Genomic DNA, 14,037 nt, shown 5'->3' on the forward strand with positions numbered 1-14,037 from the left:
CCGGCAGCGGGCAAGATCGAAGCCGCTGACGCATACCTGACTCAGCCGCGGCGAACAAACCCTGCGAAGGACGCATCGAACCCTGCGACACCACAACCGAAGGAGTTCACGATGCGCACGAAGACGTTCACCACCCTCACCGCCGCCCTCACCGCCGGCCTCCTGCTGACCGCCTGCACCCCGGCGCCCGAGCACCGCAGCGGCGACGCCGCCCCGGCCGGTCCGGCGGCGCCCAGCACCTCGCCCACCACGCCGGCCCCGGCCTCGCCCACCGCCCAGGCATCTTCGCCGGCCGCCACGAAGACCAGCGCCACCGCGACGAAGCCGGTGCTCGGTCCGGTCGGGTACGGCGCGATCCGGCTCGGCATGACCAAGGAGCAGGCCCTCGCCACCGGGGTGGTGACCGCGTTCGAGGCAGGCCCAGGTTGCGCCACGGCCGAGGTCCGGGGCGCCCCGAAGGACGGGTGGGTCATGCTCTCGCCGAGGCTGGGGGTGACCGCCATCAACGCCTGGGACGCCCTGGAGACGAAGGAAGGGGTCCGCATCGGCATGTCCAGCGCCGAGATGCGCCGCAGGTACCCCACCTGGACCGGCGTCGACGGCGACGCCAGCGACGGCCGCGGTTACGCGAAGGTGCCGGGCAACGACAAGGCGATCTACCGGATCGTGGTGCACAACAACAAGGTCACCGAGGTGACCCTGCAGCTGGTGAACCAGGACTGCTACGAGTAGGCGGACAGCCGCAGGCCGGCCAGGACCTCGTCGGTGCGGTCCACCGCACCCACCTGCTTGACCTGCACGTACACCCCGAAGCCACGAGCGACGAACAGCACCTCGCTGTAGGAGACAGATCCGGCGCAGGCCGTCCAGCGCCGGATCAGGGCCTGTCCGCCGGCGACGGCGAGCGTGCGGTCGGGCCGGCGGACGCAGGGTGCAGGATGCTCCGGCAGCACGGGCTGCGGGCCTCCGGTGGTGAAGGCGCCGGCGAAGACGCCGGGCAGCACGCTCGCCGGGTCGGCCCAGGCGACGACATCCTTCGTCACCACGAGGCCCGGCGCGTGGCCGGCGGGCAGCCGCAGCGCCGCCGGGTCCCAGCCCGCGTCGCGCAGCTGGCCCGCCCACGCCGGCGGCACCGCGATCGACAGCACGCCGCCGGCGTCACGCACCCGGACCCAGCCCGGTGGCGGCCCGCCCGCGGCGGCGGAGCCCGCGCTGACCGCCAGCACCGCGGCCGCGGCGGCCACCAGCGTCGCCGTCCGCCACACCTTGCGCCGGCGGGTCACCTGGCCGATCGAGTCGGCGGCCGACCGCAGCTCGGCGCCGAGCTCGGCCGCCGACTCGAAGCGCTTGCGCGGGTCGGGGTGCAGGGCCCGGCGCACGATGTCGCCCACCGGCTTCTTCCCGGCGGGCCGCTCGCCGGGGACCGGTGGGCGGCCGGTGAGCATGTGGTGCAGCGTCGCGCCGATGCCGTAGACGTCGGCCCGCACGTCCAGCCCGCCGCCGAGGCGGGCCTGCTCGGGTGCCGCGTAGCCGGGCGTACCGGCGGCGATCGTGAACCCGGAGGCGGTGGCCAGCGCCTTGGCCAGGCCGAGGTCGGCGACCAGGACCCGGTCGCGGCCCGGCGCGGGCTGGAACAGCACGTTGGACGGCTTCAGGTCGCGGTGCAGCACCCCGGCCTCGTGCAGCACCGCCACGGCATCCGCGATGTCGGCCGCCACCAGCAGCGCCTCTTCGACCGGCAGCGGCCCGTCGGCGAGCCGCTCGGCGAGGGAGCCACCGGCGGCGAACGGCATCACGAGGTAGGGCCGGCCGTCCGGCAGCTCACCGACGTCCAGCACCCGGACCAGCAGCGGCGAGTCGGCCCGCCGCATGATCCGCCCCTCCTCCTCGAACCGGGCCCGCAGGTCGGCGTGGTAGGTCCAGTTGTCCGCCAGCACCTTGATCGCCACCGACGCGTCGAGGGCGTCGTCGGCCCCGAGCCACACGGTCGCGAACGCGCCCGACCCGATCCGCCGCAGCACGCGATATCGACCGATCTTGTCAGGCACTGGCACGCTCGTATTATCAGCCACCCAGCAAACTTTCCGGGGGAGACGTTGAACGACATCGAGGAGCTGGCGGCGCTGGCCGCGAACGGCGACGTGGCCGCGCGCGACACGCTGCTGGCCCGTATCGCCCCGCAGGTCCTGCGCCAGTGCCTGCGCATCCTGCCCTGCCTGCAGGACGCCGAGGAGGCCTGCCAGGACACGCTGCTGCAGGTGGCGCTGAAGATCTCCACCTTCGACGCCCGTGCCAGGTTCTCCACGTGGCTCTACGTCGTGACGGCCAACTGCGCCCGCCAGACGTACCGCAGCCTCAAACGCCGGGCGAGTGAGCAGGCCACCCCCCAGCTCCCCCTCGACGCCGCGGACCCCCGCACGACCAGCGTCATCGCCGGGTCCCGGCTGGATCTGCTGGACGCCCTCGAGCAGCTGGAGGCGCACCGCGCCGAGCTGGTCGGCCCGTTGGTGCTGCGCGATCTGTGCCAGCTGTCCTACGAGGAGATCGCCGCCCACCTGGACATTCCGCTCGGCACCCTCAAGTCCCGCATCCACGACGCCCGCCGCCACGTCCGGGCCTCGCTGGACCCTGCCTGACGGCCGACCGTGGCTACCCCTTGAGCACCTTCTCCAGTGCCGTGGCCACGGTGCGGGCCTCGGCGGGGGTCATCCTGCTGGTGAAGTGCGCCTCGATGCCGGCGAGGTAGGTCGGCGCGGCGGCGCGCAGCCTGGCCCGGCCGGCGGCGGTGATCCTGGCGAACGCGGACCGACCGTCGGCGGGGTTGGCGACCCGCTCGACCAGGCCGGCCTTGGTGAGCTCGTCGACCACGCGGCTGGTGCGGCTGCGGCTGACCACCGCCTTCGTGCCCAGCTCCCCCATCGTCAGCTGCCGGTCCTTGGCGGAGTTGAGCTCCAGCAGCACGTCGTACCAGGTCAGCGGCAGCCCGTGGGCCTGCTGCAGCTCCTGGTCCAGCACCGGGACCAGCGCGGCGTGCACCCGCAGCAGGCCCGCCCAGGCGGCCGTGTTGTCCATCGTCACACCGTACCAACTCTTGTGCGTGCGCACACACGTGGCTAACTTAGTGCGTGCGCACACACTTTTTGCGCATCTTCCGATGGAGGTCCCGTCATGACCAAGCTGCTGCACATCTCGGCGTCCCCGCGCGGCGCACGCTCGGAGTCCCTCGCACTCGCGTCGCGTTTTCTGCAGGTGTACCGGGAGCAGCACCCGGCCCACACCGTCGAGGAATGGGACCTGTGGGACGGCACGCTGCCCGCCTTCGGCCCGGCGGCCGCCGGCGCCAAGATGGACGTGTTCGCCGGCGTCGAGCCGACCGGCGCGGGCGCCGCCGCCTGGACCGCCGCCCGCGCCGCCTTCGACCGCTTCGCCGCGGCCGACAAGCTGCTCTTCTCGGTGCCCATGTGGAACGCCGGCGTGCCGTACATCCTCAAGCAGTTCATCGACGTGGTCAGCCAGCCGGGCCTGGTCTTCGGCTTCGACCCCGCCACCGGCTACACCGGCCTGCTCACCGGCCGCAAGGCCGCCGTCATCTACACCAGCGCCGTGTACGGCGAGGGCCGCGGCCCCGCCTTCGGCGCCGACTTCCAGCGCCCGTACTTCGACGACTGGCTGCGCTGGGCCGGCATCACCGACCTCACCACGGTCGAGTTCCGCCCCAACCTCGCCACCGCCGACGCCGAGGCGGGCCGAGCCCTCGCCACGGCCGACGCGGTCGAGGCAGCGAAGCGCTTCTGAGGTACGTGCCGGCTTCCGCGGGGTCCGGTGACTCGCGGAAGCCGGCTGTCAGGCGGCGGCGCCGAGCGGCGGCACCGCCGGGATCGTGGTGGCGAGGAACCCGTCCGGCTCGGCGGTGAAGCGTGGTGCCGGCCGGACCTCCCACCACGAGCGCAGCGCCGTCACCGTCTGCTCGACGCCGGTGCGCTGGTGGACGAACGTCACGTCGCGCTCCCCCGACTCCTTGACCACGACCCGCCCGCGCCGGCAGCCGGCCGGGTAATCGTTCCAGTTGATGCCTCGCTCGGCGAACAGCATCTCCTGCGCCTGCCCGGACGACACCCCGTGCAGGCGCGACTGCGGAAACACCGCCCGCGCGGCCATCGCGACGCTGTTGCGGACCGCGTCGCGCTGGCGCCAGATGAAGTACCGGGCCACCTCGGCCGGGTCGGCGACAGTGAACACCCGGGCGTCGAAGAGCGCGAGCTTCCCGGGCCGCCGCGCGTTCAGCGTCGCCGTCGCCACCGACGCGGCCACGGAGCACCACTTCTGCACCTCGCCGCCGAACCACGGCTGCGTGCCGGCGCCGGCGAAGTCGACCGCGAGGACCGACACCTCGTCGGACTGCACGTAGGCGAACACGCTGCCGGCGATCTCCGCGCACAGCGCCGCCGCCACGGCGTCCATGTCCGCCATGAACACCTCGTCGTACGGCTTCACCGCCCCGCGCAGGTACGCGTGGAACGCCCGGCCGTCGACGCGCAGCAGCGTGTGGGTGCGCCGCGGCAGGACCGCCTGCGTCGCCCGTTCATAGGCCTTCATCCGGTCGCCCAGACCGTCCCGATCGATGCCCATACCCGATCGCATCACGCCCGCACACCAGCGTGCACGCGGTTTTCCGCGGTGGGGTGGCCCGCGGTCGCACGGGCCACCCCACCCGGATCCGTCAGCCGGTGGGGAACGTGTCGGCGGTGCGGATGCGGTCGCGGACCCAGACGCCGGCGGGCTTGAGGCGGCTGGTGCCGGTGTACGGGCCGGCGCCGCAGGTGCCCGTGGTGAAGACGGCGCCCGTGCGGAAGTCGTCGCTGAAGTTCCAGTTGGTCCAGCTGATCTTCTTGGCGGCCATCAGGTCGAGGTACGCCTGTGCCTGGGTGAAGCTGTTCGGGCCGTCGCCGGAGGCCTCCTGGGTGCCGAACTCGGTGACGAACATGGGCAGCTGGTCGGCGGCGCGGGACAGGGCGTTGAGATAGGCGCTGCCGTGTGAGGCGGCGTAGAAGTGGAACGTGTACATGATGTTCGTCGCGTTCACCTTGTTGGCGACGACCTCGGCCTCGGTGGCGCCGTCGGACACGCCGAGCGACGACCAGGCCCGGGTGCCGACCAGGACGACGGCGTCGGGGTCCTGGGCGCGGATGGTCGGGATGATCTGCTCGGCGTAGCTCTTGATCGCGGGCCAGCCGACGCCGTTGGGTTCGTTGGCGACCTCGTACAGGATGTTGGTCTTCGCGGCGTGCCGCTGGGCGATCGCGGTGAAGAACGTGCGGGCCCGGGTGAGGTTGTAGTTCGGGTCGCCCGGGGTGAGCATGTGCCAGTCGACGATGACGTACATGCCGCGGGCGGTGGCCTGTTCGATGTAGCCGTGCACCCGGTCGGTGAACAGCTGCGGGTTGGTCTCGTACCCGCCCTCCTGCACGTACATCGACACCCGCAGCACGTCGGCGTTCCAGTCGGTGGCGAGGGCGTCGAGCGAGGCGTCGGTGACGCACTGCGGGTACCACTGGATGCCGTGCGTGGACATCCCGCGCAGCTGGATCGGCTGGTTGTACTGGTTGCACAGCCGCACACCGCAGACCCGCAGCTGCCCGTTGACGGCGACCGGGGTGGTGCCCGCCGGCGGGGTGCTCGGGCCCGTGCCGTACACCTCGAACTCCCACAGCGAGTAGCCCCACTGGGTGCCCCGGGCCGTGCCGACGACGCGCACGTAGCGGCCGGTGGCGCTGAGCCCGGAGATCGTGTCGACGCCGCCGTTGCCGGTGGTCGTGCTGTACACGCTGGTCCAGGCCGCGCCGTCGGCGGAGACCTCGATCCGGTACGCGGTCGCGTACGCCGCCTCCCAGTTCAGGGTGACCCGGGTGACGGCGGACGGCGCGCCGAGGTCCACCCGCAGCCACTGCGGGTCGGCGCCGGCGGCGCTGGCCCAGCGGGTGGTGGTGCTGCCGTCGACCGCGTTGCCGGCCGGCAGGGTGGCGTCCTCGATCGACGAGGCGGTCGCCGGTTTCCCGCGCGACAGCAGCGTCTCGGCCGGCGCGCTGCCGACCTCGACGTCGAGGTAGTCGAGGTTGGCGGTGCCCTGGGCGGTGGTGGCGGACACCCGGACGGTGTTGGTGCCGGCCGCCAGCAGCGCGGTGACGGTCCTGCCGGTCCAGGTGGTCCAGGCGCCGGTGGCGGGGAACGACGCGGTGGCGGCCACGACCGTGCCGTTGACGCTGATGTCAGCCGGCCGGTCGGCGCCGCTGCCGTTGGCGTAGCGGATGGTGAGGGTGGCGTTGCCGGCGCTGGGCAGGGTCACCGTCCACTGCACCGCGGAGCCGGCCACGTTGTCGGTGTTGACGAACCCGGTGCCGGAGTACCCGGCGTGGTTGGACTCGACGACGCCCTGCGTGACGGTCGCCGACTCGGCCTCGTAGCGGGTGGGTGCGGCCCACGCCGGGATCGTGATGCCGGCGGCGAGCGCTGCGAGGGCGGCGAGCGACACGACGCCGGCGACGCGCCACCGCCGTCCGTGTACCGCGCTCATGAGGCGAACCGCAGGCGGACGATGACGTTGTTGAGCACTGTGGGGGTACCGCCGTTCATGTCGTTGTTGGTGGAGGTCAGCCAGAGGCCGCCGTCGGGGGTCTTGACCACGGTCCGCAGCCGGCCCCAGGAGCCGTTGAAGAAGGCCCGCGGCGTGTCGGTGGTGTTGCCGGTGATCTTCATGACCCACAGGCGGGTACCGCGCACGGCCGCCATGTAGATCCAGTCGTTGACGATCTCGATGCCGCTCGGCGAGGCGGACGAGGTGCTCCACTGCCGCACCGGGTTGACGAAGCTCGGGTTGCTGCAGGACCCTTCGCACGTCGGCCAGCCGTAGTTGCTGCCCGGGGTGATGAGGTTGAGCTCGTCCCAGGTGTTGTCGCCGAACTCCGAGGACCACAGCCGGCCCTGCGAGTCCCAGGCCAGGCCCTGCGGGTTGCGGTGGCCCCAGCTGTACACGCGGGTGCCGAACGGGTTGCCGGGCGCGGCCGCTCCGGTCGTGGTGACCCGCAGAATCTTGCCGTTGAGGGAGTTGAGGTTCTGCGCGCGGCTGCTGTCCTGGCCGTCGCCGGTGGTGACGTAGATGTAGCCGTCCGGGCCGAACTTCACCCGCCCGCCGTTGTGGAACCGGTTCTTGGCGATCCCGGTGACAAGGGGTTCCCTCGCGCCGATGGTGCCGTTCTCGTACTTGAACCGTACGAGCCGGTTGTCCGACGCGGCGGTGTGGAAGGCGTACACCCAGTGGTCGGTGGCGAAGGTGGGGCCGACGGCGAGGCCCAGCAGGCCGCCCTCGCCGGTGGTGGTGACCGCCTCGGTGATGGTGCCGACCACCGTCTTCTGCCCGGCGGCGGTGACCCGCACGATCTCGAACCGGTCCCGCTCGGCGACCAGGGCGCTGCCGTCGGGCAGGAACGCGATCCCCCACGGCAGGTCCAGCTGCGTGTTGACGTTGCGGTCGAAGACCGGGTCGCCGCCGCCGGCCTGGGTCGACGTGGTGACGCTCAGCGCCGCGCTGGCCGGTGAGGTGTTGCCGTTGGCGTCGTACGCCAGGACCGTGTACTGGTACGTCGTCGCGGGGCTGAGCCCGGTGTCCGACGCGGTCAGGTCCGGCACGTCGGCAATCTGCGTGCCGTTGCGCGACACCCGGTACCCGCGGACGCCGACGTTGTCCGTGGCGGCGTTCCAGGCCAGGGACACGGTGCTGGCGGTGACCGCGGTGGTGCGCAGGCCGCCCGGGGTGCTCGGCGGCTGGGTGTCGGTGCTCGGCGGGGTGGTGACCGCCAGGTTGTTGCTGCCCTGCGACGGGTTGCCGGCCGCGTCGTAGGCCAGCACGCTGAACACGTAGGCGGTGTTCGGCTGCAGCGTCAGCGTGGCGGTGAGGATGTTGCCGCCGACCTCGGTGAGCACGTTGCCGCCGTTGTAGACGACGTACCGGCTGACGCCGACGTTGTCGGTCGCGGCGTTCCACGCCAGGTCGACGCCGGTGGGGCGCACGACGCCGACGACCCGCAGGTTGCCCGGCGCGGTGGGCGGCTGGCTGTCCGACGGCGCGGTGACCCGCAGCCGGTCGAGGTTGGGCCCGCCGTTGACGGTGGTGGCGGTGGCCCGCACGGTGTTCGTGCCGGCGGCCAGGCTGGCGGTAACGGTCTTCTCGGCCCAGGTGGGCCAGGCGCCGGTGCCGGGGAACGACAGCCCGGGCGCGGCCGGGGTGCCGTTGACGACGATGTCCATCGGCCGGTCGACGGTGGTGCCGTTGGCGTAGCGGAACGTCAGGGGGTAGTTGCCGGCCGCGGTCACCGACACGGTGAACTGCACCGAGGAGCCGGTGACGTTGTCGTAGTTGACGAAGCCGGTGCCGGTGTAGCCGGCGTGGTTCGACTCGACCACGCCCTGGGTGATCGACGCCGCCTCGGCCTGGTAGTCGGTGAACGCCGGTGGCGGGCCGGTGCTCAGGTTCCACTGCTGGCTGCCCAGCGCCGCGTTGCAGGTCCAGATGTGCAGCTTGGCGGCGTCGGCGGTGCTGCCGTTGACCACGTCGACGCACTTGCCGGTGGCGGGGTTGGTCAGCGCGCGGGTCGAGGTGTTGTACGTCCACTGCTGGTTGGCGTTGCCCGCGGCGCAGTCCCAGATCTGCACCTTGGTGCCGTTGGCGTTGACCCCGCCGGCGACGTCCAGGCACTTGCCGCCCAGCACGCGCACGGTACCGTCGGTGCCGACGGTCCAGGTCTGTGCCGCGGTGCCGTTGCAGGCGTAGATCTGCAGCTGGGTGCCGTTGACGGTACTGGCGGAAGGAACGTCGACGCACTTGCCGGACGCGACACCGGTGATCGGCCCGACGGTGTCCGCGGCGGCGGGCGCGGCGCCGGCGACCTGGAGGGCGGCGACACAGGCCACGGCGGCGGTGAGCGCGAGGAGGCGCCTGATCGGTGGGGAGTGCATGGGGTCTCCGTTCCCGGCACTGTTGTTAGTCAAGTTTACTTATAGATGTCGCACCATATTTATCCCTGCAATTGCGGTCAAGGGGACGCCGGGAAATGGCACACGGCGGCTCGACTATGGTGGGCTGATGGCGACGCTCAGGCAGGTCCAGGTCACGTTCGACTGCGCGGAGCCGGTGCGCGTGGCCCGCTTCTGGTGCGAGGTGCTGGGCTACGAGATGCCGGCACTGCCGCCCGACTCCCCGTGGGCCGCGTGCGCCGACCCCACGGGTGCGGGCCCGCGCCTGTACTTCCAGCGCGTCCCCGAGGGCAAGGTCGTCAAGAACCGGGTCCACCTGGACGTGCGGGCCGGCACCGGCCTGGTCGGCGAGGAGCGCCTGGCCGCGCTCGAGGCCGAGTGCACCCGGTTGGAGGCGCTCGGCGCGACCCGCGGCAAGCTCCTGCTGGCCGACGAGGAGAACGAGTCGTGCCAGCTCATGCAGGACGTCGAAGGCAACGAGTTCTGCCTCGACTGACCCTTCAGCCGCCGGCCTGCCAGAAGTCCTGCGTCACACCGCGCATTTTGACATCACCTGGCACACTGCAGCGGTGCCGAGTTTTGATCAACTCTTTGCCGAGCACGTCGCGACCGGGCTGGCCCGCCAGCTCGCCCTGGGCGACCTGATCGGCGACCGCGGCTGGCAGCTCGACCTGGGCACCGGCACCGTCACGTTCGGCGACGACCTGCGGTACCACATCCAACTGCTCGGCACGGAGAGCCACGGCGACGGCACCTGGCTGTGGGCGTGGGCCAACGAGGCGAGCAACCTCCCGCCGGCGCTGCTGCGGCTGTGCGGCTGGCTGCGCGACCACGGCCACCGCGAGGGCATCGCCGAGCTGACCGACCCCACGTTCCCGCTCGACCGCGCGGACGGCCACCGCCTCGCCCTCGTCGCGTCGGGGCTGACCGGCCGGTGCTACTACCGCGGCCCGTACCCGGGCGGCGCGGTCTTCTTCCACCTCGACGACGCCCCGCCGCAGATCACCGCGCCGGTCCGGCCGGAGCGGGCGCTGAGCGTGCTGGGGCAGATGCTGCAGAGCTTCCCCGTGGACCACCGGGTCGCCGTGGAGTCGTTCCTGCACCAGCAGTCGTGGCGCGTGGAAGCGGCGCCGGCCGCCCTGGTCGCGCACCACCCTGAGGGCTCGACACTGCGGGTGGACTTCGACACCCTGGGCCGGGTCAGCAACATGTCCGGCACCGTCAGCCGGTAGCGCGGGCGCTACGGACCCGGCCAGACGAAACGGATGTCGGGGGCCTGCTCCTCGTTGCCGGACCCGTCGGTGGTCTCGGCCACGACGAAACCGTGCCGGAGGTAGAAGCGTTGCGCCGCGGTGTTGCTCGCGAACGTCCACAGCTGCAGCCCGTCGGGCCGGCGGGACTTCGCGAGCTGGATGAGGCGGGAACCCAGCCCCATGCCGGTGGAGGCGGGTTCGATGTACAACTGGTCCACCCAGTCGCCGTCCAGCACCAGCACGCCCAGCGGCCGGCCCTCGGTGTCCTCCGCCAGCCACACCTCCCACGCTGGGACGACCACGGTACGGACCCACTCCCGCGTCTCGGCATCCGGATGGACGGCGGGCGGGATGGCGTCGCCTGCGGCCCGGCGGGAGCTGATGAGCACGTCGGCAACCGCCCCGGCGTCCCGCGGAGCCGCGCGCCGCAGGGTCGCCGCGTCCACGCGTACCGCATGCGAAGAGTCCATGGGACGCATCATCCTCATCCGCCAAGCGGCGGACAAAGGATTAAGCCGGCCGCTCACCAGGGGTGAGGCGGAACACCGGCCAGCCGATCTCGGTGCGCCAGGCGGCAGGCGCCGGGGTGTCGAGGGGGCCGACCACGTACGTCTCGTCGACCGGGCCGTCGACGGCCAGGGCGTGTTCCACCACCCATGATCCCAGCCGGCCGTACGTGACGTCGATGTCGTCGTGCCGGCCCGGGTGCACGGCGACGGCGAGGTCGGCCGGTGGCAGCTCGATCACCTCGATGCGGCCGGTCGTGCGGGGTTCGCGGACCGGACGGTACACCGTCATCGTCCCGGCGCCGGAGGTGAACAGCTCGTTGGCGTAGCGGCCGCCGGGCGGGCCGGTGCGCGCGGCCGGCGGGAAGGCGGCGTCGAGTTCCGCCATCGCGGTGTCGTACCAGCTGGTCGAGTCCGGAAGCGTGACGTGGCCGCGGACGGCGACGACGGTGCGGGCGGGCACGGAGCGCAGCTCGACCCGCAGGTCGTCCGGGTCCGGGCGCAGCAGCCGGCGCAGCGACACGACGGCGGCGCGGGTGCGTTCGAGCTCGTCCTCCAGCCGGCGCAGGTGCCCGGCGATGAGGTCCACGCGCTGCTGCGGGTCGTCGGCGGCGAGAATCGAGCGGACCTCGGCCAGCGGCACGTCCAGCTCCCGCAACCGGTGGATGACCTGGGCGGACGGGATCTGCTCGGCGGCGTAGTAGCGGTAGCCGGTGAACGGGTCGACGGTGGCCGGTTCATCACGGGCGGGACACCGGGCGGCTTCGGCCTGGCGTTCGCCGGCGCCGCGCTCGAAACGGGTGACCGGGTGGCGCTGACCGCGCACCGGAATGAGTTCCACTCCACGTGGTTGCCGATCGCGCCACGCTCGACGCCCTCCCCTGCCCCGCTGCCTGTGTCGCAACCGTGCGTTCGGGGCATCCGTCAGCCGGGCAGGAGCGCGCGGCGCATGGTGCCGGCCAGCCAGCGGCGGAACGCGTCCTCGGACCAGCCGCGCTGCAGCGTCAGGGCCGCGTAGTGGGCGGGATCGTTGAAGATCCACAGGGTGTCCGTCGCGGTCTGCGTGTCGAGCCCCGGGGCCAGGTCGCCGAGCGTCTGGACGTGCCTGACGACCATCTCCGCGCCTGCCCGGCGGTTGCGCTGCAGGGTGTCCCACAGCTCGGCGACCTCCGGCGCGTCGTCGGCCGCCCTGCGGACGGTCTCGAACAGCAGCGCGGCGCGGCGGGCGATGACGACGCAGGCGTCGGCGTAGGCGTCGAGGGCCGCCCCGGGGGTGGTGGCGTCCCAGACGGGGCGGAACCACGGCCTGTCGGCGACGGCCACTGGGGCGTCGTCGCCGGCGAGCGCCTGGTCGAGCACCTGCCGCAGGAGGGCGGGCTTGGAGCCGAAGGCGGTGAAGACGGTGGGGCGGGCGACGCCGGCGGCGACGGCGATCTCGGCCAGCGAGGTGACGACATACCCACGCTCGACGAACAGTTCGCCGGCCGCGTCCACGATCGCCTGGCGGGTGCGCCGCGCGCTCTCCTCGCGCACGGACGACTGGTAGCGCCGCCGCGGCCGGCCGTTGACATCGCCCATGGTTCAGCCATACTACCAACGTATTCATTAGACATCGGTATGTTGAATTGAGGGACCATGGCAGACATGGCAGCGGTACGGCCGTACGTGCGGCGCGACGGCGAGGGCGAGGCGCTGTGGTTCCTCGGCAGCCTGGTGACGGTCAAGGCGACCGGCGCCGAGACGCGGGGGCGGCTCACGGTCGTCGAGTTCGTCAACCCGCCCGGCTTCGCGCCGCCGCTGCACCGGCACCTGCAGGAGGACGAGCTGTTCTACGTGCTGTCGGGCACGGCGCGGTTCCACTGCGACGGGCAGGTGCTGGAGGCCGGGCCCGGCGACTTCGTGCTGCTGCCGGCCACGCTGCCGCACACGTTCGTCGTCGGCGCGGGCGAACCCCTGCGGACGCTGCAGATCACCACGCCGTCGGGGTTCGAGCAGTTCGCCGCGGCGGTCGGCGAGCCCGCGCAGGCCCGCCGGCTGCCCGACCCCGGGCCGGTCGATCCCGCCGCCCTCGGGCACGCCGCGGCCCTGCACGCGATCGAGCTCCTCGGGCCGCCACCCGGGCAGTGAGCCCGAGTGGTCAACGATGCCAGGCCGTCAAGGCCAGGATCTCCGTCGCGATGCCGGCGACGCTCCTGCCGTCGGTCGGGATCCGGTGTACCGACGCAGGCACCGACGCGTCGAGAGACCTGGCGGCGGCGTCGCCGCGCTCGACGTGCCGCTGCAGCGCGGTGCCGATCTCGCGCCGGGCGAGGCGCTCGCGGGCGGTCGCGTCGGTGGAGGTGAGCAGCACGGCGGTGACCCGCGGGTCGTCGCCCATCGCGGCGGTGAGCGCGTCGACGTGCCGGACGCTGACGGTGTTGGTGTAGACCAGCCGGCGGTAGCCGAGGGCGCGGTAGTTGGCCCACATGGCGGCGAGGTTGCGCTCGGCGAGACGGTGCTCCCACGGCGGCGGGTGGGCGAGGTCGAGGTTGTCGCCCTCGATGACGCAGTGGCGCACGTCGGCGGCGGCGAGCTGGGCGTGCAGCTCGGCGGCGACGCTGCTCTTGCCGACCCCGGAGCGGCCGCCGAGGAACAGCACCTCGCTGCGGTCGCTCACGCCGTCACCTCCGCTGCGCTCCGGCGCCGCCGCGAGCCAACACTGCGCCCATGGTTCACGGCTCCTCCGCTCCGCTCCAGACCGCTCACGCCGTCACCTCCGCTACGCTCCGGCGCCGCCGCGAGCCAACACTGCGCCCATGGTTCACGGCTCCTCCGCTACGCTCCGGACCGCTCACGCCGTCACCTCCGCTACGCTCCGGCGCCGCCGCGAGCCAACACTGCGCCCATGGTTCACGGCTCCTCCGCTGCGCTCCGGACCGCTCACCGGTGGGGGCAGGGGCCGGTGCTGATGACGGTCCGGGTGGGGCCGTCCAGGATGACGTAGATGTCGCCCTCGACGATGTTGAGCCGGCCGCCGGGCATCGGGGCGCCGGTGCAGTAGCTGGGGATCGGCAGCCGGTGCCCGACGGACACCGGCATGGGCGCGGTGGCAGGTGCGGCAGCGAGGACCGCGAAGACCGCCACGGCGGCGACCCTGGACCAGCCGCGGCCCGCCGGCGGCGGCGTGGCCGCGGACGCCGGGGTGTCGAGGTCGATCACGACGTCGCTCATCGCCACCAATGGTAGGCCCCGGCGCGCGGACGCGCCGGGGC

General features: G+C 72.7%; 16 protein-coding genes and 1 pseudogene. 6 read left to right on the forward strand and 11 right to left on the reverse strand.

Annotated features, from left to right (window positions below):
• The first annotated feature begins 111 nt into the window (after window positions 1-111).
• A complete protein-coding gene (locus tag AB0H83_RS24305) occupies window positions 112-732 on the forward strand; it encodes a hypothetical protein (protein WP_360098112.1) in 621 nt (206 codons plus the stop codon).
• On the opposite strand, the gene AB0H83_RS24310 is transcribed toward AB0H83_RS24305, so the two are convergent.
• The gene (locus AB0H83_RS24310) at window positions 723-2,054 is read right to left on the reverse strand and encodes a serine/threonine-protein kinase (protein ID WP_360098113.1); all 1,332 of its coding nucleotides are present in this window, start codon (window positions 2,052-2,054) and stop codon (window positions 723-725) included. The genes AB0H83_RS24305 and AB0H83_RS24310 overlap by 10 nt on opposite strands.
• Window positions 2,055-2,096: 42 nt before the next feature.
• On the opposite strand from AB0H83_RS24310, the gene AB0H83_RS24315 reads away from it, so the two are divergent.
• The gene (locus tag AB0H83_RS24315; protein ID WP_360098115.1) at window positions 2,097-2,636 is read left to right on the forward strand and encodes an RNA polymerase sigma factor; all 540 of its coding nucleotides are present in this window, start codon (window positions 2,097-2,099) and stop codon (window positions 2,634-2,636) included.
• Window positions 2,637-2,649: 13 nt separating this feature from the next.
• On the opposite strand, the gene AB0H83_RS24320 is transcribed toward AB0H83_RS24315, so the two are convergent.
• Window positions 2,650-3,072: a MarR family transcriptional regulator gene (locus tag AB0H83_RS24320; protein WP_360098117.1), complete on the reverse strand. Its 423-nt coding sequence runs from the start codon at window positions 3,070-3,072 to the stop codon at window positions 2,650-2,652.
• Between the two features lie 96 nt (window positions 3,073-3,168).
• On the opposite strand from AB0H83_RS24320, the gene AB0H83_RS24325 reads away from it, so the two are divergent.
• The gene (locus AB0H83_RS24325; RefSeq protein ID WP_360098119.1) at window positions 3,169-3,795 is read left to right on the forward strand and encodes an NAD(P)H-dependent oxidoreductase; all 627 of its coding nucleotides are present in this window, start codon (window positions 3,169-3,171) and stop codon (window positions 3,793-3,795) included.
• 48 nt (window positions 3,796-3,843) lie between these two features.
• On the opposite strand, the gene AB0H83_RS24330 is transcribed toward AB0H83_RS24325, so the two are convergent.
• The 4 genes and pseudogenes from AB0H83_RS24330 to AB0H83_RS24345 form a co-directional block, all read right to left on the reverse strand.
• The gene (locus tag AB0H83_RS24330) at window positions 3,844-4,629 is read right to left on the reverse strand and encodes a tRNA(His) guanylyltransferase Thg1 family protein (protein ID WP_360098121.1); all 786 of its coding nucleotides are present in this window, start codon (window positions 4,627-4,629) and stop codon (window positions 3,844-3,846) included.
• Between the two features lie 91 nt (window positions 4,630-4,720).
• Window positions 4,721-6,067 carry a cellulase family glycosylhydrolase gene (locus AB0H83_RS24335; protein WP_360098263.1) on the reverse strand — a complete coding sequence of 449 codons (1,347 nt, stop codon included), beginning with the start codon at window positions 6,065-6,067 and terminating at the stop codon, window positions 4,721-4,723.
• A gap of 33 nt (window positions 6,068-6,100) precedes the next feature.
• A pseudogene (locus AB0H83_RS24340) lies at window positions 6,101-6,571 on the reverse strand (CBM35 domain-containing protein); the annotation flags it as partial.
• Window positions 6,568-9,009: a PQQ-dependent sugar dehydrogenase gene (locus AB0H83_RS24345; protein ID WP_360098123.1), complete on the reverse strand. Its 2,442-nt coding sequence runs from the start codon at window positions 9,007-9,009 to the stop codon at window positions 6,568-6,570. The pseudogene AB0H83_RS24340 and the gene AB0H83_RS24345, both read right to left, overlap by 4 nt.
• Before the next feature lie 127 nt (window positions 9,010-9,136).
• On the opposite strand from AB0H83_RS24345, the gene AB0H83_RS24350 reads away from it, so the two are divergent.
• Together AB0H83_RS24350 and AB0H83_RS24355 are read left to right on the forward strand one after the other, a co-directional pair.
• Complete coding sequence (locus tag AB0H83_RS24350; RefSeq protein ID WP_360098125.1) at window positions 9,137-9,523, forward strand: VOC family protein; 387 nt, start codon at window positions 9,137-9,139, stop codon at window positions 9,521-9,523.
• A 73-nt stretch (window positions 9,524-9,596) separates the two neighbouring features.
• Window positions 9,597-10,259, forward strand: coding sequence for a DUF6882 domain-containing protein (locus AB0H83_RS24355; RefSeq protein WP_360098127.1), 663 nt, complete (start codon window positions 9,597-9,599; stop codon window positions 10,257-10,259).
• Between the two features lie 8 nt (window positions 10,260-10,267).
• Here AB0H83_RS24355 and AB0H83_RS24360 read toward each other — a convergent pair whose 3' ends face one another.
• From AB0H83_RS24360 to AB0H83_RS24370, 3 genes are all read right to left on the reverse strand, one after another.
• Window positions 10,268-10,750, reverse strand: a complete 483-nt coding sequence (locus AB0H83_RS24360; protein ID WP_360098129.1) for a GNAT family N-acetyltransferase — start codon at window positions 10,748-10,750, stop codon at window positions 10,268-10,270.
• A gap of 40 nt (window positions 10,751-10,790) precedes the next feature.
• Window positions 10,791-11,627, reverse strand: a complete 837-nt coding sequence (locus AB0H83_RS24365) for a MerR family transcriptional regulator (protein ID WP_360098131.1) — start codon at window positions 11,625-11,627, stop codon at window positions 10,791-10,793.
• Between the two features lie 83 nt (window positions 11,628-11,710).
• Window positions 11,711-12,364 (reverse strand): helix-turn-helix domain-containing protein, encoded by a 654-nt coding sequence (locus AB0H83_RS24370; protein ID WP_360098133.1) that lies wholly within the window; start codon window positions 12,362-12,364, stop codon window positions 11,711-11,713.
• Between the two features lie 66 nt (window positions 12,365-12,430).
• On the opposite strand from AB0H83_RS24370, the gene AB0H83_RS24375 reads away from it, so the two are divergent.
• On the forward strand, window positions 12,431-12,913 hold the full coding sequence (locus tag AB0H83_RS24375) for a quercetin 2,3-dioxygenase (protein ID WP_360098135.1): 483 nt from the start codon (window positions 12,431-12,433) through the stop codon (window positions 12,911-12,913).
• 10 nt (window positions 12,914-12,923) lie between these two features.
• Here AB0H83_RS24375 and AB0H83_RS24380 read toward each other — a convergent pair whose 3' ends face one another.
• Both AB0H83_RS24380 and AB0H83_RS24385 read right to left on the reverse strand, forming a co-directional pair.
• Window positions 12,924-13,442: an adenylyl-sulfate kinase gene (locus tag AB0H83_RS24380; RefSeq protein ID WP_360098137.1), complete on the reverse strand. Its 519-nt coding sequence runs from the start codon at window positions 13,440-13,442 to the stop codon at window positions 12,924-12,926.
• A gap of 263 nt (window positions 13,443-13,705) precedes the next feature.
• Complete coding sequence (locus AB0H83_RS24385; protein ID WP_360098139.1) at window positions 13,706-13,996, reverse strand: hypothetical protein; 291 nt, start codon at window positions 13,994-13,996, stop codon at window positions 13,706-13,708.
• Between the last annotated feature and the right edge of the window lie 41 nt (window positions 13,997-14,037).

The organism is Dactylosporangium sp. NPDC050688, from assembly GCF_040654515.1.
Lineage (GTDB): Bacteria > Actinomycetota > Actinomycetes > Mycobacteriales > Micromonosporaceae > Dactylosporangium.

Coding starts and splice junctions, on each gene's coding strand:
- AB0H83_RS24305 (WP_360098112.1), top strand. CDS start 112: ATGCGCACGAAGACGTTCACCACCCTCACCGCCGCCCTCACCGCCGGC.
- AB0H83_RS24320 (WP_360098117.1), bottom strand. CDS start 3,072: ATGGACAACACGGCCGCCTGGGCGGGCCTGCTGCGGGTGCACGCCGCG.
- AB0H83_RS24325 (WP_360098119.1), top strand. CDS start 3,169: ATGACCAAGCTGCTGCACATCTCGGCGTCCCCGCGCGGCGCACGCTCG.
- AB0H83_RS24330 (WP_360098121.1), bottom strand. CDS start 4,629: ATGGGCATCGATCGGGACGGTCTGGGCGACCGGATGAAGGCCTATGAA.
- AB0H83_RS24345 (WP_360098123.1), bottom strand. CDS start 9,009: ATGCACTCCCCACCGATCAGGCGCCTCCTCGCGCTCACCGCCGCCGTG.
- AB0H83_RS24350 (WP_360098125.1), top strand. CDS start 9,137: ATGGCGACGCTCAGGCAGGTCCAGGTCACGTTCGACTGCGCGGAGCCG.
- AB0H83_RS24360 (WP_360098129.1), bottom strand. CDS start 10,750: ATGGACTCTTCGCATGCGGTACGCGTGGACGCGGCGACCCTGCGGCGC.
- AB0H83_RS24370 (WP_360098133.1), bottom strand. CDS start 12,364: ATGGGCGATGTCAACGGCCGGCCGCGGCGGCGCTACCAGTCGTCCGTG.
- AB0H83_RS24375 (WP_360098135.1), top strand. CDS start 12,431: ATGGCAGCGGTACGGCCGTACGTGCGGCGCGACGGCGAGGGCGAGGCG.
- AB0H83_RS24385 (WP_360098139.1), bottom strand. CDS start 13,996: ATGAGCGACGTCGTGATCGACCTCGACACCCCGGCGTCCGCGGCCACG.